The following is a 25126-nucleotide window of genomic DNA, read 5'->3' as shown; positions in this document are numbered from 1 at the left end:
AATAATTTTACGGGGAGCGACAATGGCTGATCTGGTCATCCTGGCGGCGCCGGGCATGGGTGCCGTGGACGAAGGCTTCGCCGAGCCACTGTTTCAGGCACTCAGGAGCGGACTGGGGGACGACTGGTCCCGCGTCCATACCGATACCATCCTCTACCAGGGGCACCTGCAACCGAATCTGGAGCGGGTGTTCGACGCCATGCAAAAGCGCGACATGGACTACCTGCGCGCGCGCAAGTTCATGCTCTACGGCCTCGCCGAAGCCGCTGCCCAGCTCACCGACATCGACCAGCGCGGTGGAAATTACGACAAAACCCAGCAGGCGATCTACCAGACGTTCGAGCGCGCCGCCAAGGCCGCCAGCGACACTGCGCCGGTGATTCTTGTCAGCCATTCCATTGGCTGTAGCATCCTGTCAAATTACCTTTGGGACGCGCAGCGCCCCACCATCAACCACGGGATCTGGCGCGATGGCGGCCCCAAGGGTGTACACAAGGGTTCCGCCAAGGATCTCTTTCTGCGCGGTAAAAGCCTCGCGCACTGGTATACCCTCGGTGCCAGTAATCCCCTGTGGACCGCCGCCATGGCCCGGGACCAGATCCAGGCCGTTACTTCCGACACCCGCGGTTACAACTTCCGCTGGAAGAACTTCTATCACCCGGACGACCTGTTCGGCTGGCCGCTCAAGCCCCTCAGTCCCTCTTATAACCAGGCCGTCTACCGGGACTATGAAACCCGTCCGCTGGCAGACTGGAGCGCCGCCAGCTGGGGGCCCCAGCTGGTGTCTCACGATGGTTACTGGCAGAGCCCGCTGGTGCAGAGGAGTCTGGTCGAAGACGTGAAAGAAGTGTTGAAAAAGTCCGCCGCGCGCCGCCCCAGTGCGCTGCAGCGAACGCCAGAGGTGGTTTAAGCCTCTGGATCGCCCACCCGGTAGCGACACTGCCACCCGGCCAGCAACGAAGTACCTGAGCCTCCTTAGCCGGATAAGACCCCGGGCGTTATACTCGGCACCGAAGACAACACAGGTATTCCCATGGCTCTGCAATTTCACTCGGTCCCCGTCACGCCCTTCCAGCAAAACTGCACCCTGTTGTGGTGTGATGACAGCAAGCGGGCCGCGGTTGTGGACCCCGGTGGCGATGTGGATCGTATTCTGGCCGCCGTCGAAGAGCGCGGTCTCAAGCTGGAAAAAATTCTCCTCACCCACGGCCACCTCGACCATGTCGGTGGCACTGCACCACTCGCTCGCGACCTCAAGCTTCCGGTAGAAGGTCCGCATAAGGCCGATCAGTTCTGGATCGAGCAAATCACCACCCAGGCGCAGATGTTCGGGTTCCCTCCAGTGGAAACCTTTACCCCTGACCGCTGGCTCAACGACCGTGACACCGTCACGGTGGGCGATGAAGTGCTCGAAGTGGTGCACTGCCCGGGCCATACCCCCGGCCATGTCATCTTCTTCCACCGCGCGGGCAATCTCGCGCTGGTCGGCGATGTGCTCTTCGCCGGCTCTATCGGCCGCACCGACTTCCCCATGAGTAATCACCAGGACCTGATCGACTCCATCACCCAAAAGCTCTGGCCTCTTGGGGATGCGGTCCAGTTCATTCCCGGTCACGGCCCGATGTCCACCTTCGGCCAGGAACGGCAGAGCAATCCGTTTGTTGCCGACAAGCGTTTTGGATGATTCAGCAAAGGTTCACAGGGAAAGGCGTGTAATAGGGCCATTCTATTGGCGGATCCCATTATGAAACTCTGGAAACTGGTCACCCTGCTCTCCATCCCAGCCTGGCTGGTGGTGGCCAGCGGCTGCGCGATTATTTCTGAAAACGAGTGCCAGGCGGGCCTCTGGTATGAGCGGGGTATTGAAGATGGCGCCCGCGGCCAAACCCAGGCTACCGTGTATAAAATTGCCCAGAAGTGCCATGAATACGGCGTGCGTACGGACACCTCGGCCTGGATGCGGGGTTATGAAGAGGGGATAGAGCGCTACTGCACACCGGAAAACGGGTTTGTGGTTGGCCGCCGCGGTCGCAACTATGAGGGTGTGTGCACCGGCCCCACCGCAGATCTGTTTCTCGCCAATTATGAACGTGGCCTCGCGGTGTACCAGGCCGAACAGCAATATGCCGCGCTGGTTGATCGTTACGAGAGTGCGGAGCGAGAGCTCTACCGGGTGGAGCAGGCCCTGGACGAAGCGGAAAGCAAAGAAGAGCGTCGCGCCCTGCGCGGCCAGCGGCGCAGCCTGCTGCGGGAAATGCGTCACCTGGAAGCAGAAATGATGCATTTTGGCGGCTTTGGTGCTTTCAATCCCCTGCTGTTTTACTGATATTCAGCTTCCACTCCGCTGCATATTTTAGAGGTGACCCCATGGCGATCTGGCACAGCAGCCCGACCGTAGAAACCGTCAATCAAGGCATGGGCGAGTGCATGCCCACTTACCTGGGAATGAGAATTACCGAAGTCGGCGACGACTACCTGGTAGGCACCATGCCGGTGACCGACCGCACCCGTCAGCCCTACGGTATTCTGCATGGGGGTGCCAGTGTGGCACTGGCGGAAACCCTCGGATCCGTGGCCGCGAATCTGGTGGTGGATGCCAATAAATTCTATTGCGTGGGTCAGGAGATCAACGCCAATCATGTGCGCCCGGTGGCCGATGGTGAGGTAACCGGCAAGGCGCAGGCGGTACATATTGGCCGCACCAGCCAGGTCTGGGAAATTCGTATGCACGATGCCCGAGGCAAGCTCAATTGCATTTCCCGTATCACCATGGCGGTGGTGCCGGTACCTTCCTGATAATCACTTTATGCGACTGACGTTTTTGCCGTGACCGGAGATCTGTTTTCTTTCGAAGAGGTAACCTACCGACTGGCGCGTTCACCGCGCCGCAAGCGCCTCGGGTTGGTGGTTACCGACAAGGGCGCGGAAGTGCGGATCCCCCAGCGCTGCGCCGAGCGTCACGGTCATCAATTTCTGCGGGAAAATATCCAGTGGGTGCGCGCGCAATTGCGCGGCGTTGCCGAGCGTCAGTCCCAGGTCCCCGAGCACCACTTTGCCTTTGGTGCGCACTTTCCGTGGCTGGGTAAAACCCTGGAGCTGGATCGCGCCGCCTGTGCGGCGGATGCGGGTATTCGCGACGGTTTTATCCAGCTCTACAGCCGTGTGCGCGAGCCGGATGAGGAGCAGATCCAGGCGGCGCTGCAGAAGCTTTATCAAAAGGAAGCCCTGCGGCTGCTCGTGGACAAATCCCAATACTTTGCCAGGTTGCTGGGGCTCGAATTCTCCTCGGTAAAAGTCCGCCGCACCCGCAGTAAGTGGGGACACTGCACCATTCGCGGTGAGTTGCAGTACAACTGGCTGGTGTGCCTCGCACCAGAGCCGGTGGTGGACTATCTGGTAATCCACGAGGTCTGCCATCTCCAACACCATAACCACAGCCCTGCGTTTTGGGCCCTGGTCGCCAGCCTCTGTCCCGATTACAAACGATTGCGGCGTTGGCTGAAGGAGAACGGGCACACTTTACAGCTGTAGTGGTGAGCTCACGACATCCCAGCGCAAGTTTCTACTTCTCCCGCCTAATCTGGCGTAAACTCCCGACATCACTTTTAAGGCAAACTGGTATGGATTTGGAACCACTCGGAGACGACTTTGAGGAAAACTGCGCCCGTTTTCTGCCGGAAGCGGTAGAGCAGGGCTGCGTGTGGGCACTGGAGGGGGAAGAGGGTTTTGCCCTGTGTGAGTCGGAGCGTCGCGCAGACACCGATGTCATCCCGTTCTGGTCCCAGCGTGAATTTGCCGAAGCGCATATCGCCGATGACTGGTCGGAATATCAGGTTGTGCCCGTCGACCTCGAAGAATTTATGGACGACTGGCTGGAAGGCATGCATGAAGACGTGCTGCTGGTGGGCATCAACTGGAACGCGGACATGGAAGGAGAGGAAATCGAACCTCTCGATTTGCTGGAACAACTGGAGCAGGAGCTCGACTAGCGCCCTTCAGGTGCGCAAAAAGCAAACAAGAATAAGTTGGCGACAACTGTCAGAAAATGCACAGTGAAGCCGGAAACAAATCTCCTGCAGGAGGTCTGAAGTGAGTCAGTTTTCAGGGGTGCAGAGCGTCATCTACGGCGTCACTAATCTGGAAGAAGGCAAAGCGTGGTATACCACCCTGCTTGAGGTTGAGCCCTACTTCGAGGCCGACTGTTATGTCGGTTTTAACGTCGGCGGGTTCGAGCTGGGACTGGATCCGGATGCCCGAAATGTGACCAGCCGCGCCGATGGCGTGGTAGCCTACTGGGGGGTTGAGGATATCGCCGCCCAGGTAGAGCGGATCAACAGCCTGGGCGCGCGCCAGCACGGAGAAATTGTCGATGTGGGAGAGGGCATACTGATGGCCAGTTTTCTCGACCCGTTTGGCAACGTCTTCGGGCTGATCCAGAACCCGCATTTTCAACGGACACCGGGCCAGCCCAGCGATGCGGCCGCGGCGCCGTCCGACTAAGATCGAACGCAGTTTTGGACTCAGTTTTGGACGCAGTATTGGACTCAGTTTTGGAGTAGTAACGTGAGCAAGCCCCCCGCCAACCGCTTCCGCCCATCCGATCACACCTTTGCCGCCGAGAGCCTGGCGCAGATCGGTCGCGGTTACGTGGTACCGGACCGGGTGGCGCTGATCACCGGCTGCTCCAGTGGCATCGGCCGGGAACTGGCGCTCGCCCTGCACAGCCGTGGCACCATTGTGATCGCCACCGCACGCCGTGCCGAGAGCCTGCAGGAACTGGCGGACGTGGGGATCGCTACCGAGGCCCTGGACGTCAATTCCCAGGCGGACATCAACCGGGTGGTGCACGCTATCAAAACCGCCTATGGCCGTCTGGATATCCTCGTGAACAACGCCGGTTACGGTCAGATGGGGCCGCTGCTGGAGCTGGATAGCCGCACACTGGAAGCCCAGTTCCGCACCAATGTTTTCGCGCCCATGGCACTGGCGCGCGCCTGTGCACCCTTGCTCAAATCCCGTCGCCGCGGTGTCATCTGCAATATCGGCTCCGTATCCGGGGTTCTGCCCACACCGTTTTCTGGCGCCTACTGTGCGTCCAAGTCCGCCCTGCATACCCTGTCTGATGTGTTGCGTCTGGAACTGAAGCCCTTCGGTATTCGCGTGGTCACGGTACAGCCGGGGGCCATCGCCTCCGAGTTTGGTCGCCACGCCGAAACGTCGCTGCGCGGTCTGTTGGCGCCGGACTCCTGGTACAAGCGCAGTGAAGACCATGTGCGAGCCCGTGCCGTCGAATCCCAGCAAAACGCCACCCTGGCGCGGGACCTGGCCAAGCGCCTGGCGGCGGAACTGCTGCGCAAGCGCCCCGCCACGCTGCTCCGAATCGGCAATAAAAGCCGCCTGCTGCCGTGGATGGCCCGTTGGTTGCCGCGCTGGCTGCGGGACCGTCTGCTGTCCAAGCGATTCGGGTTGAAGCGGCTCCAGCTGTCCAATCAGTAACCGCCCGCGGGCGCCTGCCCCTGTTGTGGCCAGGTCCCGCCCTATCTTGTCCCGTCCGGTCCCGCCCGGTCCCGCCCCATGCGTGCCCGCGTGAATCCGGGGAGCGATAAATCCGCTATGTTTGAGGTTGGACCGGTCGTTTTTTGCCGGTGAACGCAACCCGGGATCCCACCCTTCCATGACCGTTGATCAGATCCTCATTCTGTTGATTCTCGCCGTGACCATTGTCCTGTTTATATGGGGCCCCTGGCGGCACGACATGGTGGCGCTTGCGTCATTGCTGGGGTGTGTCTTTGTCGGGCTGATCGAGCCGCGCGATGCTTTTGCCGGGTTCGGCCATCCCGCGGTGGTCACGGTCGCCTGTGTGCTGATACTGAGTCGCGGACTGCAGAATACCGGTGCCATGGATGCGCTGGCGCAAAAAGTGGTTCCGAAAAAGGGTGGCATCACCCTCGCCATCGCGGCCCTGACTGCCCTGGGTGCGGGGATGTCCGGCTTTATGAACAATGTCGGCGCCATGGCGCTGCTGATGCCGGTGGCCACCGACCTCGCCGACCGCTATGAGCTGCCCCCCGGCAAAGTACTGATGCCGCTCTCGTTTGGCACCATCCTCGGTGGCATGACCACGCTGATCGGCACGCCCCCCAACCTGATCGTGTCCGGTTTTCGTGCCAGTGCCGGCGCTGGCAGTTACGGCATGTTCGACTTCACCCCGGTGGGGCTGGTGGTCGCCCTGGTGGGGGTGTTGTTTGTGGCGCTCATCGGCTGGCGTCTGGTGCCAGCGCGGCCACAGGCCGGTGCCGGCAGTTTTGACACCGGCAGATACCTCACCGAAGCCCTGGTGGGCGAGAAGAGTGCGGCCATTGGCAAGTCGCTGGCGGAGCTGGTGAAAATGATTGGCGATGAGGATGCGCAGGTGATCGGGCTGGTGCACAACAATGCCCGTGTCTCTACCGCGATGCCGGGACTGCGGGTCCGCGCGGGCGACCTGCTGGTGATCGAATCGGAGCCGGAATCCCTCGCCGCGGTGCTGTCGAACCTGGGGCTGACACTGGCCGCGGACCCGGCAAATGGCGACCGGGAAAAAAAGGCCGCAGCGCAGGCCGAGCCAGCGCTCGAAGATGTGGCTGACACTGGGGAAAATACAAGGCAAAACACAAAGCAAAGCACAAAGCAAAGTGCCGAGTCGGCGGGAAAATCCGGGTCCCTCAAGGCACAGGCGATGCCTGGTCCCGTGCGCAAAATTTCCGACCTGGGGCCCCTCGGTTCCCCACCGCAACAGGCCCTGGAGGAGGGTGGCTCCGCTCCACCCGCAGACGACAGTCGGGATAAAGAAGAGAAGGAAGACCGGCGTTCGCGAGACCGCGCCGAAGTGGTATTGCGTGAGCTGGTGGTGTTGCCCGACTCGTTCCTGATTGGCCGCACTGCGGAAAACCTGCGCCTTGCGGGCCGCTATGAGATCAACTTGCTGGCACTTTCCCGCCAGGGCCACCGATCGGTAAAACGGCTGCGCTCGACCATGCTCAAAGGGGGCGATGCGCTATTGATGATGGGCACCGAAGAAAACCTGCGCAGTTTTGCCAACGAGCAGCGTTGTGTGCCGCTGGCGCAGAGAGATATCACCATCCCCAACCGGGAGAAGGCCTATGTGGCGCTGGTGGCTATGGGCGCGGCGGTGGCCGGTGCCGCCTTTGGCCTGTTGCCCGCGGCGATCTCCTTTGCCACCTGCGTGCTGGCATTTATGGCGCTGAAGGTAGTGCCTTTGCGCAGTATGTACGAGGCGATTGATGGCTCCGTAGTGGTGTTGCTGGGGGCGCTGATTGCCGTGGCGGAGGTGATGAGCACCACCGGGGCCGCGGACGTGGTGGCGGAATCCATGCTGGATAACCTGGCACAGGGCAATCCGGTGTTCGCCCTGGTGTTGATTTTGCTGGTCACCATGACGCTGTCCGACTTTATGAACAATGCCGCAACCGCAGCGGTGATGTGCGCCATCGCGCTCAGTGCCTCAGATCAACTTGGGGTCAACCCGGACAGCTTCTTGATGGCGGTGGCCATCGGGGCCTCCTGTGCCTTTTTGACCCCGGTGGGGCACCAGAACAACACACTGATTCTGAGCCCCGGTGGCTTCAAGTTTGGCGACTATTGGCCCATGGGCCTGCCAATGGAAATCATTGTGGTGGCGGTGTCGGTGCCTATGCTTCTGTGGGTGTGGCCGCTGTAGGCCACACCTTTAGGCCACACCTTTAGAACGCGCCTTTAAAACACGGCTTTACGCCACATCGTCATCGGGTGAACGGGTCAGGTCTGCCAGGTATTCCCCGCAAAAGCGCAGCGCATCCGTCACGGTGACGATGCCGGCCAGTTCGCCCTCTTTCATCACCAGCACCGAGCCGATCCCGGTATTGGCCATGGCCAGCAGGATTCTGTCCAGCGGATCGTGGATATCTGCGATATACGGTCGCCGGGCGCACAGGTCGCGTACATACAGCTGTTGTTCTTCCAGCCGGTGCCCCGGTGACTGGGCGCGGTCGATGTCACCCTGGGATATGATGGTTTCCAGATCGCCCTCTCGGGTCACGGGTAAATGGTGGACCCCGTGCTCCTCCATCAGCGCCACGGCAGCCTCAATGGGCGCGTCGATATCGATGTGATAGGGAAACGGCGTCATCAGTGCGGCCAATGTCGGCATGTGATGGATGTCGCGAGTTTTCGCCATTCGCTTGATACCCCCTGAATAGTGATTGGATCTGGAATATTAGACTCATATCCAGTGAAAAGAATAGAACAAGGCGTGGTTTCGGCGCGCAGTGCTAAAAAGATATCCAAGCGGTTGGCGAAAGAAAAACAACGCAGTATCATGCGCCACGCTTGAGGCCCTGCCCGCGCGCTGTTGGCAATATAGCCAGCGCCGGTGGCCCGATAGCACTGTCCCGACGTATGCTTGAATTATCGGCATATGCCCCCATTTGAGGGTTCATTCGGTAGCGATAAAAGAAATTAATCTGCTTGATTGCCAAGGGCGTATATTCATCCGTCCGTTTTTATCGTTCTATTGCGTTGCTAACACGTTGACCTATATCGATATTTGTAGCGACATTTATAGCGACTGAGGATATTTATCGGGTTGATCCGGATCAATTCCCGATTGGATTCGGTAAATCCATAGCGCGGCAATCAATAATATAAGTGTGTTGGGCGTGGGATATCCGCAAATTAGCCCAGGTTATTTTTATTGGACTATCTTATAAGTATCGGATATCCGCGGGGTATATCCGCCTGGCGATCAGGATGACCTTTTTAAACCAGCCAATGACCTGTATTTCCAATATGCATCCGCTGTGCAGGTAGCCAGTTACCCGCGCGGCATTATTAAAAAACACTATCTAAAACAACAACCGTTTATATCGAGGCTCTAATCACATGTTTCAGGAATACGACCAGATCGAACAACAGATCGCGGAACACCAGGCCAAAATCGAAGAACTGCAGGAGCAGATGGCCAAAGCAGAACGCAAGAAGCAGGGTGTGATCGCTTTTGACAAGGCGCTGATCAATCTGGCGGCTGAATACGAACTGGAAGAGGAAGAGCTCTACAGTATCCGTGGAGAGCAGATTGTCGATTGGCTGGTTGGGCAGCTGAACGATGACAATGCGCCGGATTACGTGCGCACGCTCAAGGCGCGGGTAGCCCGTGCGCTGAAGCGGGAAGGCGAAGCGCCCCGTCGCACCGCCCGCCGCGCTGCCTCCAACAAGCCGGCAGAGCCGAAGCTGGAAACGGGTCACTATCGCAACCCGTACACCAACGCCACGATCGAGAAGAAAAAGCGCAATCCCAAGCAGTTGAACCAGTGGGTGGCCGAACACGGTCTGGAAAAAGTGCAGAGCTGGAAAATCTGATTTCCCATGTCCTGCGCCTGGTCTTGCGATCAGGTAACGAAGCCCCCGCCAGTCCCAGCTGCCGGGGGCTTTTTTTAGCGCCGCATACCATTGGCTGAATGCGCGCCGCTCGTCTGGACATCTGGCAGTAAAGCCCTCCCTAGGCCGCGCAACCCATTCCTTTGCACGTCAATTGGTCCAATTTCGCGAAACTTTCCCGCCCGCATAGGGGAATTCAGCAATACTTTTTGGAGGTCATAAAGTCGACGTTGTCGGTGTAGCGGTAGTTTCCGTTCGGCGAGGAGTGCCCCGTGCCAGGAAGGCTCGTTTTAGCAGTTGTCGTACCCCCTTTCCTGCAGCTGATGCCAGGGTTATCGCGGGCATGGTGCCTACTCCTGTGTCTTTGCCTGGCAGCCTGTGATTTCAGCAGTGACAGCAAAGATTCCAGCGCACGCGCACTGGGCAGCTCTACCAGCTCAAGTAGCTCCGGCGGCACCGGGAGCGGCAGCTCCAGCAGTGGCGCCACTGCTGGCAGCGGCGCGGAAATGAGCGGGATATTTCTGGCCGGACGCGTCGCAGGGCTGGGCTATCGCACACCGAGCTTCTCCGGTATTACCGACAGCGCAGGAACCTTTCGCTATCGCGATGGCGAAGAGGTCGAATTTTTTCTCGGGGGCGTGCATCTTGGCGCGGCCCGCGGTGCAGCGGAGCTGAGCCCCTTTGACCTGGCGGGGACGGCCCCCATCACCGAGGAGGCCGCACTGCGCGCCGCGCTGGAAAATCACCAGCGGGCGGATGCACTGGATCTTGTGTCAAACATGATGCGATTGCTGCTGATCCTGGACCGGGATCAGGACCCCGCGAACGGAATCGACCTGCAGGGCTGGGATACCGAGCTCGCCGACTATGCGGTTGACTTCGCCTACGACCTCTACGCCTTTCCCTGGCGGCGCGGACTGGATTCACTGCCCGCGATAACGACCGCGTTTTCCATTAAGTACCAGCTACCGCTGGATGCCCCGCTTGTCTATCTCTACGACGCGCTGGGTATTGTGGTGCCAGTGCATTTACCGGTGCGCGAAACACGTAATATCGAGGATGACGAACGTATCGAGCAGGAGGTGCGGTGGGAGTACAACGATCTCGGCCTTCCCCGCATCAATTACTTTACGGTATTGCCGGAAACAGCCGAAAACTGGCGGGAGCGGGTGGAGTACACCTATGACAGCCTTGGCCGCTGGGATTTTTTGCTGCGGGAAACCGACAGCGACGAGAATGGATTCGTGGATTTCTTTACGCGCACCGAGCGTTTTTTCAGTAGCCGGGGCTTCCTGAAGCGCATCGTCGAAGAAGAGGGGCGGGGGCTGGTGGGTGAGCGTCTTGTGGTGCGGCTGGATTATGACGACGGCGGCAACAAGGTGTTTTCAGTCGTCGAGCTGGATCAGGGGGTCGATGACATTCTGGACTCACTGCGGCGCGTGGAGAGCGCCTATGACGGGGACGGCTTGCTGGACTGGCGCCTTGAAGAACTTGACCTGAACGCCGATGGACTGGTGGAGCGCCGCCAGCGCTTTGTGTTTGGCTACAACCGCAACGGACTATTGCTGGAGCTGGCGGATACCGTGGATGACGGCGATCTCGCAACGGTCGACGGTATCGCCGATGCCACCATCGAAATTGCTTTTCGTTACAGCAGCGCTGGGCGGTTGTTACGGGAAGTGCAGCGTATCGACGACAACGGGGACGGTGTTGTCGATCGGATAAATACCTACGAATATTTGTACCTGAGCAGTGGCCAGCTGCGCGAAGAGAGCTGGGAATTCGATATTGATGCCGACGGCACGCCAGAATCCCGCCGTACCTTCACCTATCGCTACACCAGTGACGATTGGCTGTTCAGCGAAGAGATGCGGTTTGATAGCGACGCCGACGGTACACCAGAGGCGCGTGAACAGGTTGAGTACCGCTATAACAGCCGCGGGCAATTGCGGGAAACGGAGATCTCTACCTACAACGGTGTGGATGACTTGCAGAGCCGCCTGAAAACCCTCCGAGCCTATGGTGCCAACGGCCAGCTGGTGAGTTGGTATCGCGAGGGCGAGGGGCGCACCGGCACCAGCAATACGCCGATCCGCATACGCTGGGACTACCTTACCTTTGATGATGGCCTGCGCTACCTGGTCGATCACTATCGCTATCGCCAGCCGGCGTATACGGAACCCGGCCTCCCGGAATTCGCTACCCCCGAGCTGGCACTGCCCTGTGAGAACTACCGCTTTGCGGAAAGCGGCACCCTGTGTGCACTGAGCTGGCCGCAGCGCTGGCAATTGCTGTGGGCAGAAACCTGGAAGGCGCCGGGTGTGAACCTGAGTGGCCCAATTGTGGTCCGGCCCTAGCCAGCCAGTTCAGAAACCCAGGTGCCGGTCCGCGCTACAGCAGATAGTGCTTACCCATGGCGCGCACCATCTGCCCCCACTTTACAAAGTCCATCAAATCATTATTAATAAACTTCCTCACAGGCTCAATCACAATAATCAAAACGCCAGGACTCCCCATGCGCCGCATCATTGCCCTTGCCCTGTTCATGCTCACCAGCGCCACCGTACTGGCATTAGAGGCGCCACCACTAAAAGTTGCCACGCTGGACCGCTTTACGCTGGAGAGTGGTGCTGTGTTGAAGGAGGCAAAATTGGGATACCGCACCTCGGGTCGGTTAAATGCGGCCCGTAACAATGCCATTTTGTACCCAACCTGGTTCGGTGGCAGCTCTCAAGACATGTACAACTACGGGGCGATTGATCCCATCGATACCGACAAATTTTTCGTGATTGTGGTGGATGCCCTTGGCAATGGTGTTTCTTCATCGCCGTCCAATCATGAAAATTTTCCCGGCATTACCATCGGCGACATGGTAAAAGCGCAACACCAACTGCTCACACAAACACTGGGTATTACATATTTACATGCGGTGGTGGGTACCTCCATGGGGGGGATGCAGGCGTTTGAATGGATTACCCAGTTCCCTGCCTTTATGGATAAAGCCATTAGCCTTGTGGGCTCACCCCGGTTAGATACTTACGATCGCCTGTTGTGGCAAACACAGCTTGAGGCCATGGCGCTGGCCGAAAAATCTGGCGATATTCAGCATGCCAAAGCGGTTGTTTCCATGATCGATGCACTGGCACTTTACACGCCGGAGTATCATGCCAGGCGCACACCGGTAAGCCAGGCCGAGGAATTTATTCGCACAACCCAAACCAGTGATAAACGCGATATGCGCGACAAGGCGGCACAGCTGCGGGCCATGCTAAGTCACGACATCAGCAGGAATTTTGATGGGTCCATGGCAAAGGCTGCGGCAGCCGTGAAAGCGCAGGTGCTGAATATTGTGGATCAGCAAGATCACATGGTAACGCCAAGGCCCGCTATCCGCTTTAGTGAACAGCTGGGATCCGAAACGTTAGAACTCAGCACCTATTGCGGGCACATCAGCTCGGCGTGCGCCGGTGGAGACATCAATCGGGCGATCCGAAAATTCCTGGCCACGCCATAGCACGTGGCGGTTGTCCAACGAGCGTGCCAGTGGTGCGAAGGCCCGGGTGCTATCCCGGGCGCCCCGATGGCACATAGCCGTAGTGAGCCAGATCAGAAACGCAAGCGCAGGTCCGCGTAGACACTACGCGGCTCGCCTATGAAATAGCGCTCTCCGCCACCGAGGCTGGAATAGTCCGCGCGCTCCGCGTAATCCACATTTGCCAGGTTTTCGATGCGTAGCCCGATCTCGGTGCCTGCGCTCAGGGACTGTTGCACGCTCAGGTGTAGCAGATCGTGCCCCGGGTATCGATGTGCGTTTTCGATATCGGTGTAGTAGCTGCCGGTGTGCTGCCAGCGAAGATCCACCCGGGTTGCGTCAGTTGCCAGCCAGCGCACCCGGAGGTTGTGCAGTGTGCGCGGAGCGGTGTCGATATCGTTGCCATTGCTCGCAATCAGGCCAGCACCGGGCGCACTGACGTCATTGGTATAGCGGTGCCGCGCGAAGGTGCCCGCGGCCGCCAGCTGCCACTGTTCCGACAGCGTCCATTGCCACTCGTACTCCAGGCCATAGTGTCGGCTCTCACCATCACTCAGATTTAACCGATCCGAAGACTGGAACACCACATCAGATTTCTCCATATAGAATCCGGTCACACTTGCGCGCAAATGGTCCGTGTCGTGGCGCAGGGTCGCTTCCAGGCTATCAATGGATTCGGAGTCCAGATCCGCTACCGTCTGGCCATTTTGCAGCCGGTAAAGCTCCGTTGCCTGCGGTGCGCGGAAGCCGTGTGCCATGCGCAGGCTGCCGGTCGTCCCATGGTCAAAGGTGTGCACCAGGGCGGCATTCAACGAGAGGTTGGCAAAGTCATCACGACGATCCTCTGGCCGAGAATAGCGACACCCGATGGCGCCGGTAAAACCACTGATACACACATCGCCATTATCCTTTGTGTCACCACTGAGCATGTGGTTATCGTAATCGTAGTGCAGGTATTCGCCACGGGCGCCCAGGATCGCGGTGGTGGTTTCGCTTACAAACAGTTCCGCCTGGCTAAATGCTGCGGCAACCGCTGCGGATACGGAGTAGTCGTACTGTTTTCCACTGGGGAACACCGAAAACCCGCCCTGCTGGCTTTGCCCCAGCCAGGCCGATGTGTACTCCAGGTCAATGCCGCTAATGAAGGCCAGCCCTTCTTCGTTACCGTGTCGCAGCGCCGTCTGAACGCCGATCCCTTTCTGGCCATTTTTTTCCAGCGGTGTACCCGGCAGGAAATGCATTAAAAAATCCATATCGGTATAACGGGCGTAGGGCGTGACCTGCAAGTGGTCGCCGTTGTCCAGTGTGCGCTCGAACTTAACCTGGGCACGAGCGGACTGGCTGTCTCGAAACGCTTCCGGATTAGGGTTTTCCCGCTTGCGAGCATCGTCCTTGTAAGCGTCCTTGCCGACAACATAGCCGGCGGTTTCCTGATTCAGATTGCTCAGATTGACCAGGGCGCTTACGGACCAGTCGGCCCACTGCCCGTCGTTACGCAATTGTAATTTTTGCTGGTCGTACCCCGAGTCGTCCTTGTAGCCGCCGTCGCGCGCACCGCTGAAGCCGATACGAAAACCGCCTTGTGTGTCGCCGCGGCTGTGTTCCAGACGCACCCGTTGAAAGTCGTTGGCACCCCCCTCGATGGCTGCGCTGGACGCATGGCCGTTCACCGGGGCTTCGCTGATGACATTGATCACCCCGTGCTGGGCATCGGACCCAAACAGCACGGTACCCGGTCCGCGCAACACCTCAATGCGCCCGGCCAGTTCAAAGTGGGTGTCGAACAGCTGGTTCACATTGCAAAACCCGGTGCCGCGCACCGGCACCCCGTCCTGGGTAATTGCAAAAGCGCCGCAGCTGCCGGCACCGGTCAGGACCGGTGAGCGGATCGCGATCAAACTCTCCTGGCCGTTGCCGCGGCTGATCAGCGCGCCCGGCACGGTGGACAGCACCTGGCTCGGGTGTACCGCGTTCACCGATTGCAGGGTGTCATCGTCCAGTACCGTCAGTGCGGCCGGCTGCGCACGCAGGCGCTGCTCGCTGCGGGCTGCGGTCACGACCACCTGTTCCATCGCTGCGTCGAGAACCGGTTCTGCGACGGGGTTTGGGCGCGTATGCGGGTTGGCGGTGGTTACTGTGGTTGCGGCGAGGGAACCCAGGGCGAAAGCGATCAGTGGTGTCATTGCGGTAATACCATGTGTCGGGCAGTCGGGGGCTTATGTACGCGGGGTGGCCGGTAAAGGATCATGTTACCGGCGCGATGTGATGGGGGAAAGCGCCGCCACTGTGGCGGCGCTGTGAATCAATCCGGGCGCAATTGACAGGGGGTCTGTCTGGCTGAGGGTCAGTGCATTTTCAGTCGCGGCTTGACGAAGCGGTTAGCCTGCCCGATCACATACAGCAGCATTGCCTTGGGCCAGCCGTGCAGGGCCGCCAGATGCATGCGATACAGGGAGCGGTAGGCGAGTCCCGCTAGGCGCCCCTCGATGGTAAGGCTGCCTTTCACCAGCCCGCCCATCAGGTTGCCCACGGCGTCGAACTTGGACAGGGACACCAGTGAGCCGCGGTCCTTGTAGGTAAATGGCTGCAGTTCCGCGTCCGGGTTTTCGATCAGACGGATCAGGTTGTCGCTGGCGGTTTTGGCCATCTGTTGCGCCGACTGCGCGCGGGGTGGCACTTTCTGGCCGTTGGCGTCTTCACAGCCGGCACAGTCACCCAGAGCGAAAATGGCCGGGTCGTCCTTGCTGCGCAGGGTCGACTCTACCTCGATCTGATTCTGGCGGTTGAGGGAGAGGCCATCCATGGATTTAAGAAAGTCCGGTGCCTTCACGCCCGCCGCCCACACGCGGATGGCCGCGGGTATTTCCTCGCCGTCCTTGGTCACGAAACCGGTGGCGGTGGCTTCGGCAACCTGGGTCCCGGTGAGTACCCGTACGCCGATTTTGCTGAGTTCTTTTTGCGAACTGTTGCCGAGTCTGGATGGCAGTGCCGGCAGCAGGTGTGGGCCGGCCTCGATCAGGGTGACCTTCAGATCGCCATTTTTGATACGGCTGTAGTGGCCCATCTCATGCACTGCATCCACCAGTTCCGCCGCCAGTTCCACGCCGGTGGCACCGCCGCCGACAATCGCAATGTGTACCTCTTCTGCAACCCGGTTTTCCAGTTGTAAGAATTGATCGAGCAGCTTGGTGTGAAACTTCTGCGCCTGCTCGGCGCTGTCGAGAAACTGACAATGTTCGCGCACGCCGGGGGTATGAAAATCGTTGCTCTGGCTGCCCAGGGTAACTACCAGGTAGTCGTACTCGAGATTGCGCGGGGGGACGAGTGGTTGACCGTCGCTATCGCAGACCTCGGCGAGCTCGATGGTTTTTGCCGCCCGGTCTAGCCCGCGCAGGCTGCCGAGTTCGAAATGAAAACCGTTGGCACGCGCGTGTACCTGGTAGTTGAGCGCGTCCAGGCTGGAGTCAAGCGCGCCGGTGGCTACCTGGTGCAGCAGGGGTTTCCAGATATGGGTACGGTTTTTATCCACGAGAATGACTTCCGCCACCGGGGATTTATTGCGGCGGTGAAATCGGTTGAAGGAAAAGTGGCGCCCCAGGCTGGTGGCCAGTTGTAATCCACCGGCGCCACCACCAACAATGACGATTCTTTTCATGACAGAGATTTCCTTAGAGCTAAAAAAATAGGTGCTCTTCGCGCGCCCTTGCATGACCGGGCTTCGCCGGTGGGACAATCGGGTGTCGAATGATAGGCAGTCGGGCGGCGGTCTCTGTGAAGACCCGGCAGGAGGGCTTTAATGCCCCTTTTGATTCTATGGGCGCAATGTTAACGCACCCAGCTCCGGTGGCAATGGAAACTTGGTTTCACCAGAAAGCGTTTTTCCGCGGGGATGCGCTGGTGCGCCCTGAAGGACGCTACCGCGTTCAGGACGTCACGGCGCTCGGTCGTTGCGCCAGACTGTTCCAGTCGCCACCTTTTACCAGATGAATGGGCTGCGTGGCATAAAGCCGTTGCCCGCTGGACTGGGGTAGTTCGTCGACAACGCCAATGATTGCCGCGTGCCGACACCCGGCCGCCTGTAACTCCGCCAGGCAGCTCTGGGCATGCTCGGCGGGAACAGTTGCGAGCAGTCCACCGCAGATTTGCGGGTCCACCAGCAGTGGTAGCAGAGGGTCTGCGCGCCAGGGTGTGGGGTTTTGCAAAGCATCATAGGCGCGGGCATTGTGCTGGTGTTGCGCAGAGAGAAAACCGTGTCCCGCACAGCAGGTGGCGCCGGGCAAAAACGGGAGGGCGTCTGTTAACAGCTGGGCGCCTAGGTGAGGTGCGGTTGCGTGTGCGCCGTGCTTGCCGTGGGCTGCTCGGTGGTTGCGCCACTTGAGCAGGGTCAACAGTTCACCCAGTAAACCCGTATCGCTGATGTTGTGCAGCCCATGGGCGCGATGGTCGGCAAAGATATCGGCGGCGGTGGCATTGCTCTGCAGCATCATCTCCAGGGCCTGCTGTATCCAGCGGCCGCGCGCCTTGCCCTGGCATTCCGCTGCGAACAGAGCGCCGGTGCCGAGCGGCTTGGTGAGAATCAGGCAGTCCCCGGCGCGCGCGCCGAGGTGGTCGGGCTGGTGCTGTTGCGGGTCGATGGTACCGTTGACGGTCAATCCCAGTTGCAGTGCACTGCCGGTACTCGCGCTGCCGCCGTTCAGGGCGCAGTTATGCTGGTTGAGTTCGCGCGCGGCGCCGTCCAGCAATTGCTGCAGGTCCCTTGCCGCGATCTCTGGTGCCCCCGGTGGAAGCGTGACCAAAGCCTGTGCGGTACACGGTTGCGCGTGTGCGGTCAGCAGCGACGTGAGCGCATGCAATGCACTCAGTCGGCCGTACAGCCAGGGGTCCGCGACGGGTGCGGTTATCTGGCTCGAATGCTGCAGCAGCGATTGATTGGCGGGCAGGGTGATCGCCGCAGTATCGCGGCCGCGGGCGAGCGTCGACACGATAGGCTGGGGCTGAGGCAGCGACGCCAGGGCGCGATCCAGCAACCTAGCCTCGCTCGTCCTCGAGGGACTGTGATGGCGCAGACCGGCAACGGACATGTTATTGCGCTGGTCAAGACCGCAGGGCGCCGGTTGCATCAGGGTGCGCCACAGGGCAGACAGGCGCGTGGGAATCCGTTGCCGGGCCGATTCGGCGTGTGCCGCCGCTGCCCCTTCAAAGGCGTGCATCAGGCGGCGGTCGTGCAGGTCCTTCCAGTGCCACATCAGGCTGCCCACCGCCGCAAAGCCACCGCGGGCGACAATGGCGCGCTGGCTGCCGCAGGCAAGCTGGTGGAAAAAACGTCGCGTTTCCCGGTAGGGCTTGAGCGGTTGTTCCAGCAGCGTGGCACGCAGGTTGTGAAACAGCGCTGGGCCCTGGTTCAGTGCATTCCTGGCGGATTTGCGTTGGCGTTGGCGCTTCCCGCCGGACGCCGGGCTGGCGACGTCACCGGCGGCAAATACCGAGGGGTGTTGCTCTGCGCGCAGGTACTCGTCGACGCGCACAAAACCCTGCTGGTCCAGTGCCAGCCCGGACTGCGCCAGCCAGGGGGGCGCCCCGGCTTCGGTGCACAGCAAAACTTTGTCCAGTGCCAGGAACTCTCCCTCGTCGTTGTGCACGCCGCACGGGGTAATCTCCGATACCCGCCAGTTGCGGTGCGCCCGTACCCCCAGTCGTCCCAGCTCCCGCGCCACTAACCTGCGGCCGAGCAGGGAAAATTCCTGAGGAAGCTTTCCACTTGCCTGCAGCAGGTGTATTTCCACGCGACCGCTGTACACCGGCTCTTCCAGTGCGCTGGCCATGGCCATGGCCAGCTCGCAGCCGCCCAGGCCGCCACCCACCACGCCGAGGCGCAGCGGCTGGTGCTGGCGGTAAACCTGTTGTCGCAGTTGTTGCCAGTAGCGGTGGAAGTGGCCGACGGGTTTAACGGGGATCGCCAGCTCCGAGCCCGGTATCTGGCGACAGGGGGTGGCGCCAATGTCGAGGGAAATCAGGTCGTACTCCAGATCCGGGCGTCCCAGCAGGGAGACGGTTTTCTCCACCGGATCGATATGGTGTGCGCACGCCTGCACGAAACGTGCGCCGGCCGCCCGACACAGCCGCGGCAAGTCGATGTGGATATCGCTATAGCTGTAGTGGCCGGAAATCATCCCGGCGAGCATGCCGGAATAGGTACTCAGTACTTGCGGCGACACCAGGGTCACCCGCACCCCGGGTAGCGGTTTTTTTGCCCACAGCTGCAGGAACACACTGTGGCTGTGACCGCCGCCAATCAGCACGATGTCCTGATAGTGAGTATGCGCTCCCGTGGGCTGCTTTTCTGACTGTTTCACCGACACCTGCCCCAACCGCTAAGGCTGTACCAAATTGATTGAAATATAAACAGTGTAACGGTGCTTCGGGGTTTAGCACGGCCCGCGGGTGACGTAGCGAGGCAAGTGGCGCCGGAATGTTTGGATACGGCGGCGCAGGGTTCGTCGCCCGGAATAAAAATGCCCGGTTGCGGTATTTCGCGACAGATGGGGCGAGTCTGCTGGTCTTTACTGTAGAGGGCGTGCAGCTGCTAAATGAACCAAACTGGCTGCGCGAAATTCCTTGTGCGCCGAGTTTAGATGTCCACATCGTCCGCGAATCCGTCAGCAGAATACCGGGGTGCCCGCCGCCTGTTGTGGCTGCTGGTATTTACCCTGTTGCTGATTGGCGCGCTGAATATTCTGGTCGCGGTAATGCTTCCCGGTGCAGTGCAGCGCTGGTTACAGGAGCGCGGTCTGGAAGCGCAGATCGAGCACATTGATGTCTCCCTGCCGCGCCTGCGTACACACCTGCGGGGCGTATCCGTGCGCAACGAATCCGATCGTGGATTCAAGGTAAGGGAGGCCACGCTGGGGCTGAGCTGGTGGCAGTTATTGCGGGGCAAAATCCACGTTAATCGGGTGGAACTGGATGGCGCCTATCTGGACCTGGTGTCGTTACCCGGCGAACACGGGCGGGTGTGGGAAATTGGTGGCTGGCGATTGAAAGAGGGCGGGGAGAAAAAGCCCAGAAACTGGCGGGTGGATCTGGCCGCCGGCAGCTTGCGTGACACGGTCGTCTGTTACCAGCACAAACCCCAATGGGCGTCCCCCAGTTGCGCGCGGATTGGTGCACTGGAAACGGAGGATTTTTATGTCGGCGGGCGTCGCGAACTGGTCGATGAGCCACTGCAGTTTTTGATCGGCGCGGACAAGATGGCGCTGGATAACGTGCTGGTCTGGGACGAGCTGCACGGCGAAACCGCGTCGCGCGGATTGGGCGCTAAAACCGGGGAAACCGGCACGGGTGACCGGCGCAAGTCGGCGCAGGAAAATCCGGTACTTGCAGTGGTGCGATTCAAAACCCGGCAAGTGCGTTTCGAGCGGCCCGCCAACCGCCTGAGCCTGTCGGAGGCCACCACGCGGAAATTTGCCGCCTGTCTATCTGAGCGCTGGGCCGAAGCGATACCAGGCCTGCGCCGCGTGACCAGCCACTGTGGCACCACGCGACGTCTACAGGTGCGCGGGCCGGCGAGCTTTTCATTTGGCAAGCAGTCGGAGGTGGCCTGGTACCGGATCAACGGACAGGAAGTGCGGCTGCGCTATCAGAACCGACGTCATCCGAATTGGCACGCGGAAACCATTGCCATCAATGACTTTGACTTTGTGCGGGATGCCAAATCCCTGCAGTGGCAGAGCGCCGGGGCCAGCGGTTTTTCCTGGTGCCCCAATCGCCTGCGCACCGGGACCTCCCAATCTGGCCGCCACCACTACTGCATTCGCGCGGGCAGCCTGCGGCTACCCCAGCCGACAACCTTTGCCTGGCAGGACGGGTTTCGCGCAGACCTGGCGGAGGCGAGCCTGACCCAGGGCACTGTGGTGGACCTCGACGCACCGAGGCCACCAGCAAACCCTTTCACCGCGAATAATCTGCGCCTGGCAAGCCTCCAGTACCGCAACGACCGGCGTCGCCTGGCGATTGAAAACCTGTCGCTGGACGGCGCCTCCGGCTGTATTCCCGCGCAGCTCTGGGGGCGCGTGGACCATTGTGTGCAGCTCAATCAATGGCAAATCCCAGAAAGCGTAAATCTCCAGTTCGCCCGCGAAGTTCCTCGGGAAAATCAGCCGGCACAATCCTGGGCCGTGGAGAGCGGACCATTTTCCCTGAAGAAGCTCAAGCTGTGGCCCGCCGATGCTGCGCCCGACGATGTGGAAAACCAGCTGTTGCTCGCCGATCTCGATTGGCGCCGGATGGAATTGTCGCCCCGTGCGCAGCGCTACCTGCTGGAAGATCTTCACCTGCAGACACTGCAGGGATGTGTGCCCGATGGCTGGTTGTCGCAACGCCTGTCGCCGCTGTGCGGCCATCTGCAGCGGCTGCGGTCAGAGGGCGACTTTGTGTTTACGGGCAAACCGCAGCCCTCGCTGGTGCTCGGCAAACTGGCGGTGGATTCCCTGCTGCTCTCCGATCACCTGAGCCGGGACCCCAAGGCGCAGACCGGATTGGTGTTGCAGAAACTGAGCACCGGCAACGGGCTGTTCCGCCTGCGCCGTCAGACATTGGCGCCGGGCGAGTATGTCGCCAGCGGTGACGCGTTTGGCTGGTTTGCCGAACAAGCCCCAGTGGACGATGCGCAGGACGAAGGCGTGGAAAAAGGCCGCCTGCCGGAGGGCGCGCAGACACAAGGCGCGCTGCGCGACGCTGGGCGTTCGTCGTCGGGATCCGGCCATTTGGCGGGCAAGCCAATCGGCCGTGCGGTCGCTGTGCGCACCCTGGAACTGGAGCTCGACGCCCTGTCACTGGCCGCGCTCGATGGTTGCCTGCCGGTTTCGTGGCGGGCCGCCACCGGCGGCGGGGGTAACCAACGGCGGCCGGCGTGTTTTGCGGTACACAATCTGCAGCAGAACAAGCCACTGCAGCTGGCCGTGGCCCGCCAGTGGGGCGCGGGTGATGGGGGTGATGAGGATACCGGCGGCGAGCGTGACCGCCGCGCATCGCAACTGCGGGTGCTGTTTGCTGCCGCCGATCTGAGCCTGGAGCGCGCGGATGTACACAGTGCAAATCAGCAGCCGCTGCTGACGTTGTCACAGCTGCAATTGCCAAGTGCCGATTTCCGTTTGCAATCGCACCCTGCCCGCCTGCGCCTCGATCTCCCCGGCGCCGCACTGGACAACGCCAGTTTCTGTCTCGCCGAGGGCCGTTGCGTCGCGGCAAAAACCCTGCGCACCGGCACGCAATTCGCCGTGGATTACGGGCGCCATCAATTCAACGCCAATATCAACGAACTGTCCGTCGATGCCTTTTCCCTGAGCGGCAGCGCGCAGGACACCACCCTGGATGTTCGCAAACTGTCGGGGCTCGAGCTGGCGGCAAAACTGCCGCGTACACCCGGTGCGCGCACCGACTGGAAAATCCAGGTGCTCACCGCGGAGGCGATTGACCTGTGCCTGCCCCTGGGCGAGGGCGGCGACCGGATGCTGCCTCGCTGTGTACGCGGACGCCAGCTCAGCTCGGCAAACGGCGGCCTGTCCGTGGCCAACCTGACCCTGCACCACCGTCTCGACGACCCCGCACAGTTGCAACTGGGGGCATTGAGTGTGGAAAAAGTCGGCATGGTTCAGGTGGCGGACCCGGGGCATCCGCTGGCGCTGAATCTGCATAACCTGCGACTGCAGAGCGCGGATGGGTGCGGCCTCAAGGACTGGCTGGGAGCTGCGGCCATACGTGCCGACAGCAGCGCGCGCTGGCGCGGTTGCCTTTCCACCGGCCGCGTGCAATTGCGCGGTGACAATCTTGTGAGCCTCGGCAGTGGCGATCACTTCAACGACGGTGAGATAGAACGGCTCGCACTGGGCCCCTTGCAGGCCTCCAAACTGCAACTGTCGCCCGTGGCGGGCACCCCGTTGAAGCTGAATTACCTGGAGTGGCAATCCATGCGCTGGTCCGGTGGCGCTCGGGTGCAGGTGGAGGACCTCTTTGCGCGCGACTTCGCCGGCTGCTTGCCGGAGCAACGTCGCGACCGCGCGGCGGTAGGTAAAGAACCCCTGTGTTTTTCCTTCGCTGCACTGCGGATTGATGGCAAACAGCAGCTGGCGATCGAGGACGCGCTGCGGGCTTCGGGGCGCATCGCCATGGAAGACTTTGCGTTCCACCAGGGGCAGCGCAAGCGGCTGGGTTTTACCCATCTGGGACTCAACGGGTTGGCACTCTCGCGCGACACACTGGCGCTGAACCGCGGCGAGGTCACCGGGCTCAGCGGTTGCTTCAGTGCTTTTCGGTTTGGGGAAAAGCCGCTCGCGCCCTGTTACGAGGTGGGCAAGATCACCGTCGGCAGCGAACACCGGGTGCAGCTGGGGGATCTGCGCAGTGGCCTGGCCCAGCGCCAGTTTCGCGATATCAAGGTCGATGGCTTGCGGGTGACGCAACGGGATTTTCCCCAGGGTTTACCTTCCGAGCTACTGCATGTGGCTGCGCTGCAGGCGGACGTGCTGGGCTTTGGGCAGCAGGCACTGGAAGGGAAAAATCTGCAACTGGAAAACGTCAGCAGCTGTATTCCGCAGGGGTATATCCGCGGGGTACGCAACTGCGTCCACCTGGACAGCGCGCGCACCTCCGGAAAGTTCAGCTTCGAACAGCGTCGGCTGGATTTACCGCTGGCGCAGCTTGAGGGTTTGATGGTGATCGATATGGATGGTGACCAGCTGCTGGAAACCGCCTATATCGAAATGCGCGAGCTGACGGTGGCCAAGTCCCTTGTGCGCATGCTGTTTCTGGAAATCGCCGACAGCCGCCTGTTGCGCCGCGATGTGCGCGCCCAGGAATACGTCAATCATCAGTGGAATACGGAGATTGAGTCGCTGAGGGTGAGCCAGTTCGAGTATTTCCCGGCGGATAAAATGCTGCAGATCGACACCGTCGACGTGATTCGGCCGCGCAGTATTCTGGCGCGCGGTCGCGAGGGGAGGCTGGGTGCCTGGGAGCGTTTTCGCGACCAGGGCCCAGACCTGCAGCGTTTCCGGTATCAGCGCGCCGATAGGGCCCGAAACGCGAACCGCTTTCGCTACCGGGTGCGCCAGCTGTACGTAGACCGCGGGCATTTTCTCTGGCTGGATAATACCCATGAGTATCACGCCCACCTTCCGGTACGCCAGATCAACCTGTTATTGCAGGGGGCGAGCAATTATCACGAAGACCCGCCAGCACTGATTGTGTTCAATGCAAGCCCCGGCGGCTTCAGTGAAATGCACCTCGCGGGCCAGATCAATCTGTTGGAAGACAAACGTTGGGATGCGGGTGTGCTGGGCTATGTGGAGGGCGCCAACCTGATTCCGGCGACCCCGTATATGGCTGGTTTGCTGGGCTACAAGATTCTGCAGGGGCAGCTGGATGCGGTGGTCAACATTGCGGTGGACGACAACGCGGTCAATGCACTGGCGAAAATGGATCTGCAAAAGATCAAGGTGCGGCGGGTGCGTGACGCTGACCATCTCGCCGTCAAGAAAAGCCTGATTCCCCTGGGCCTGGCACTGGCACTGATGAAGGACGGTGACGGCGACGTGCGTTTTGATATGCCGGTCACCGGCGACTTGTACGATCCCAAGTTCTCTTTCAGCTTTATCTTCAGTGACCTGTTGCAGCGGGCCATCCTGGAGGCGTTGTTTGCTTATTTTACTCCGGTCGGTTTCTACAGCCTGGCGAAACTCGCATGGGCGCGTTTCCGCGCCGTCGAATTTTCTGACCTTGAGTTTACCCCGGGAAGCGATACCCTGAGTGAGACGGCCAAAGCGCAGCTCAACGGCATGCTGGAAAAAATGCGCGACAACCCGAAAGCACGCCCTGGAATCTGTGCTGTGGCAACGGCGCCAGATCTCGAAATCCTGTTCCCCCATGAGGCCAGTGCCATGCGCGGCGCAGGCGAGGCGCGTGAGAATTTTTACAAAGACCCCCCGCGGGGTATGCGCGAAGAACTGTCGCGGCTTTCCAACCGACGCAGCCGCGCCGTGCAGAAGTACCTGATTGAGGCCGGGCTGGATCAGGAAGACTTCATTCAATGTGCCCCCGACTATATTGGAACGGATAACGATGCCCCGTATGTCGAGTTTTCCAACTGAGTGCATGCCCACTCAACGTGGAAACAATCGGATGTGC

General features: G+C 60.4%; 17 protein-coding genes. 13 read left to right on the top strand and 4 right to left on the bottom strand.

Features of this window, described 5'->3' with window-relative positions; all coding sequences use genetic code 11:
• The first annotated feature begins 22 nt into the window (after positions 1 to 22).
• The 9 genes from AU182_RS15810 to AU182_RS15770 all read left to right on the top strand — a co-directional run bounded on the left by AU182_RS15810 (position 23) and on the right by AU182_RS15770 (position 7720).
• Positions 23 to 910 (top strand): hypothetical protein, encoded by an 888-nt coding sequence (locus AU182_RS15810; RefSeq protein WP_066967353.1) that lies wholly within the window; start codon positions 23 to 25, stop codon positions 908 to 910.
• Positions 911 to 1033: 123 nt separating this feature from the next.
• Positions 1034 to 1684 carry an MBL fold metallo-hydrolase gene (locus AU182_RS15805; RefSeq protein ID WP_066967351.1) on the top strand — a complete coding sequence of 217 codons (651 nt, stop codon included), beginning with the start codon at positions 1034 to 1036 and terminating at the stop codon, positions 1682 to 1684.
• Between the two features lie 60 nt (positions 1685 to 1744).
• Positions 1745 to 2326: a DUF2799 domain-containing protein gene (locus AU182_RS15800; RefSeq protein WP_066967347.1), complete on the top strand. Its 582-nt coding sequence runs from the start codon at positions 1745 to 1747 to the stop codon at positions 2324 to 2326.
• Between the two features lie 41 nt (positions 2327 to 2367).
• Positions 2368 to 2796: a hotdog fold thioesterase gene (locus AU182_RS15795; protein ID WP_066967345.1), complete on the top strand. Its 429-nt coding sequence runs from the start codon at positions 2368 to 2370 to the stop codon at positions 2794 to 2796.
• A gap of 30 nt (positions 2797 to 2826) precedes the next feature.
• A complete protein-coding gene (locus AU182_RS15790; protein WP_066967342.1) occupies positions 2827 to 3531 on the top strand; it encodes a M48 family metallopeptidase in 705 nt (234 codons plus the stop codon).
• Between the two features lie 89 nt (positions 3532 to 3620).
• A complete protein-coding gene (locus AU182_RS15785; protein WP_066967340.1) occupies positions 3621 to 3989 on the top strand; it encodes a DUF2750 domain-containing protein in 369 nt (122 codons plus the stop codon).
• 100 nt (positions 3990 to 4089) lie between these two features.
• Entirely contained in the window at positions 4090 to 4500 is a 411-nt protein-coding gene (locus AU182_RS15780) for a VOC family protein (protein ID WP_066967337.1), read from the top strand.
• A gap of 63 nt (positions 4501 to 4563) precedes the next feature.
• Positions 4564 to 5496, top strand: coding sequence for an SDR family oxidoreductase (locus AU182_RS15775; RefSeq protein ID WP_082859474.1), 933 nt, complete (start codon positions 4564 to 4566; stop codon positions 5494 to 5496).
• Between the two features lie 178 nt (positions 5497 to 5674).
• The gene (locus tag AU182_RS15770; RefSeq protein ID WP_066967334.1) at positions 5675 to 7720 is read left to right on the top strand and encodes an SLC13 family permease; all 2046 of its coding nucleotides are present in this window, start codon (positions 5675 to 5677) and stop codon (positions 7718 to 7720) included.
• Positions 7721 to 7768: 48 nt separating this feature from the next.
• Here the strand turns inward: AU182_RS15770 and AU182_RS15765 are convergent, their stop codons facing one another.
• Positions 7769 to 8215 (bottom strand): CBS domain-containing protein, encoded by a 447-nt coding sequence (locus AU182_RS15765; protein ID WP_227718299.1) that lies wholly within the window; start codon positions 8213 to 8215, stop codon positions 7769 to 7771.
• A gap of 704 nt (positions 8216 to 8919) precedes the next feature.
• Between AU182_RS15765 and AU182_RS15760 the strand changes: the two genes are divergently transcribed.
• From AU182_RS15760 to AU182_RS15750, 3 genes are all read left to right on the top strand, one after another.
• Positions 8920 to 9396, top strand: a complete 477-nt coding sequence (locus tag AU182_RS15760) for a hypothetical protein (protein WP_066967332.1) — start codon at positions 8920 to 8922, stop codon at positions 9394 to 9396.
• 290 nt (positions 9397 to 9686) lie between these two features.
• A complete protein-coding gene (locus tag AU182_RS15755; protein WP_153039255.1) occupies positions 9687 to 11771 on the top strand; it encodes a hypothetical protein in 2085 nt (694 codons plus the stop codon).
• A 158-nt stretch (positions 11772 to 11929) separates the two neighbouring features.
• On the top strand, positions 11930 to 12928 hold the full coding sequence (locus tag AU182_RS15750) for an alpha/beta fold hydrolase (protein ID WP_066967326.1): 999 nt from the start codon (positions 11930 to 11932) through the stop codon (positions 12926 to 12928).
• Between the two features lie 92 nt (positions 12929 to 13020).
• Here AU182_RS15750 and AU182_RS15745 read toward each other — a convergent pair whose 3' ends face one another.
• From AU182_RS15745 to selD, 3 genes are all read right to left on the bottom strand, one after another.
• Positions 13021 to 15129, bottom strand: coding sequence for a TonB-dependent receptor (locus tag AU182_RS15745; protein ID WP_082859472.1), 2109 nt, complete (start codon positions 15127 to 15129; stop codon positions 13021 to 13023).
• Positions 15130 to 15290: 161 nt separating this feature from the next.
• The gene (locus AU182_RS15740; protein ID WP_066967323.1) at positions 15291 to 16601 is read right to left on the bottom strand and encodes an NAD(P)/FAD-dependent oxidoreductase; all 1311 of its coding nucleotides are present in this window, start codon (positions 16599 to 16601) and stop codon (positions 15291 to 15293) included.
• Between the two features lie 268 nt (positions 16602 to 16869).
• Positions 16870 to 19299 (bottom strand): selenide, water dikinase SelD, encoded by a 2430-nt coding sequence (selD, locus tag AU182_RS15735; RefSeq protein ID WP_193754361.1) that lies wholly within the window; start codon positions 19297 to 19299, stop codon positions 16870 to 16872.
• Between the two features lie 279 nt (positions 19300 to 19578).
• Here selD and AU182_RS15730 point away from each other — a divergent pair, with 279 nt between their 5' ends.
• Entirely contained in the window at positions 19579 to 25089 is a 5511-nt protein-coding gene (locus tag AU182_RS15730) for a DUF748 domain-containing protein (protein ID WP_153039254.1), read from the top strand.
• The last annotated feature ends 37 nt before the right edge of the window (positions 25090 to 25126 follow it).

This window comes from Microbulbifer sp. Q7, assembly GCF_001639145.1.
Taxonomy (GTDB): domain Bacteria; phylum Pseudomonadota; class Gammaproteobacteria; order Pseudomonadales; family Cellvibrionaceae; genus Microbulbifer.
The sequence above is the reverse complement of the archived record's forward strand: the minus strand, read 5'-3'. Positions and strand labels throughout refer to the sequence as shown.

What these genes read in the sequence shown, in the direction of transcription:
- AU182_RS15740 (WP_066967323.1), bottom strand. Translation starts at nt 16,601, where the DNA reads ATGAAAAGAATCGTCATTGTTGGTGGTGGCGCCGGTGGATTACAACTG.
- AU182_RS15770 (WP_066967334.1), top strand. Translation starts at nt 5,675, where the DNA reads ATGACCGTTGATCAGATCCTCATTCTGTTGATTCTCGCCGTGACCATT.
- AU182_RS15750 (WP_066967326.1), top strand. Translation starts at nt 11,930, where the DNA reads ATGCGCCGCATCATTGCCCTTGCCCTGTTCATGCTCACCAGCGCCACC.
- AU182_RS15810 (WP_066967353.1), top strand. Translation starts at nt 23, where the DNA reads ATGGCTGATCTGGTCATCCTGGCGGCGCCGGGCATGGGTGCCGTGGAC.
- AU182_RS15805 (WP_066967351.1), top strand. Translation starts at nt 1,034, where the DNA reads ATGGCTCTGCAATTTCACTCGGTCCCCGTCACGCCCTTCCAGCAAAAC.
- AU182_RS15785 (WP_066967340.1), top strand. Translation starts at nt 3,621, where the DNA reads ATGGATTTGGAACCACTCGGAGACGACTTTGAGGAAAACTGCGCCCGT.
- AU182_RS15800 (WP_066967347.1), top strand. Translation starts at nt 1,745, where the DNA reads ATGAAACTCTGGAAACTGGTCACCCTGCTCTCCATCCCAGCCTGGCTG.
- AU182_RS15760 (WP_066967332.1), top strand. Translation starts at nt 8,920, where the DNA reads ATGTTTCAGGAATACGACCAGATCGAACAACAGATCGCGGAACACCAG.
- AU182_RS15745 (WP_082859472.1), bottom strand. Translation starts at nt 15,129, where the DNA reads ATGACACCACTGATCGCTTTCGCCCTGGGTTCCCTCGCCGCAACCACA.
- AU182_RS15765 (WP_227718299.1), bottom strand. Translation starts at nt 8,215, where the DNA reads ATGGCGAAAACTCGCGACATCCATCACATGCCGACATTGGCCGCACTG.
- AU182_RS15795 (WP_066967345.1), top strand. Translation starts at nt 2,368, where the DNA reads ATGGCGATCTGGCACAGCAGCCCGACCGTAGAAACCGTCAATCAAGGC.
- AU182_RS15730 (WP_153039254.1), top strand. Translation starts at nt 19,579, where the DNA reads ATGTCCACATCGTCCGCGAATCCGTCAGCAGAATACCGGGGTGCCCGC.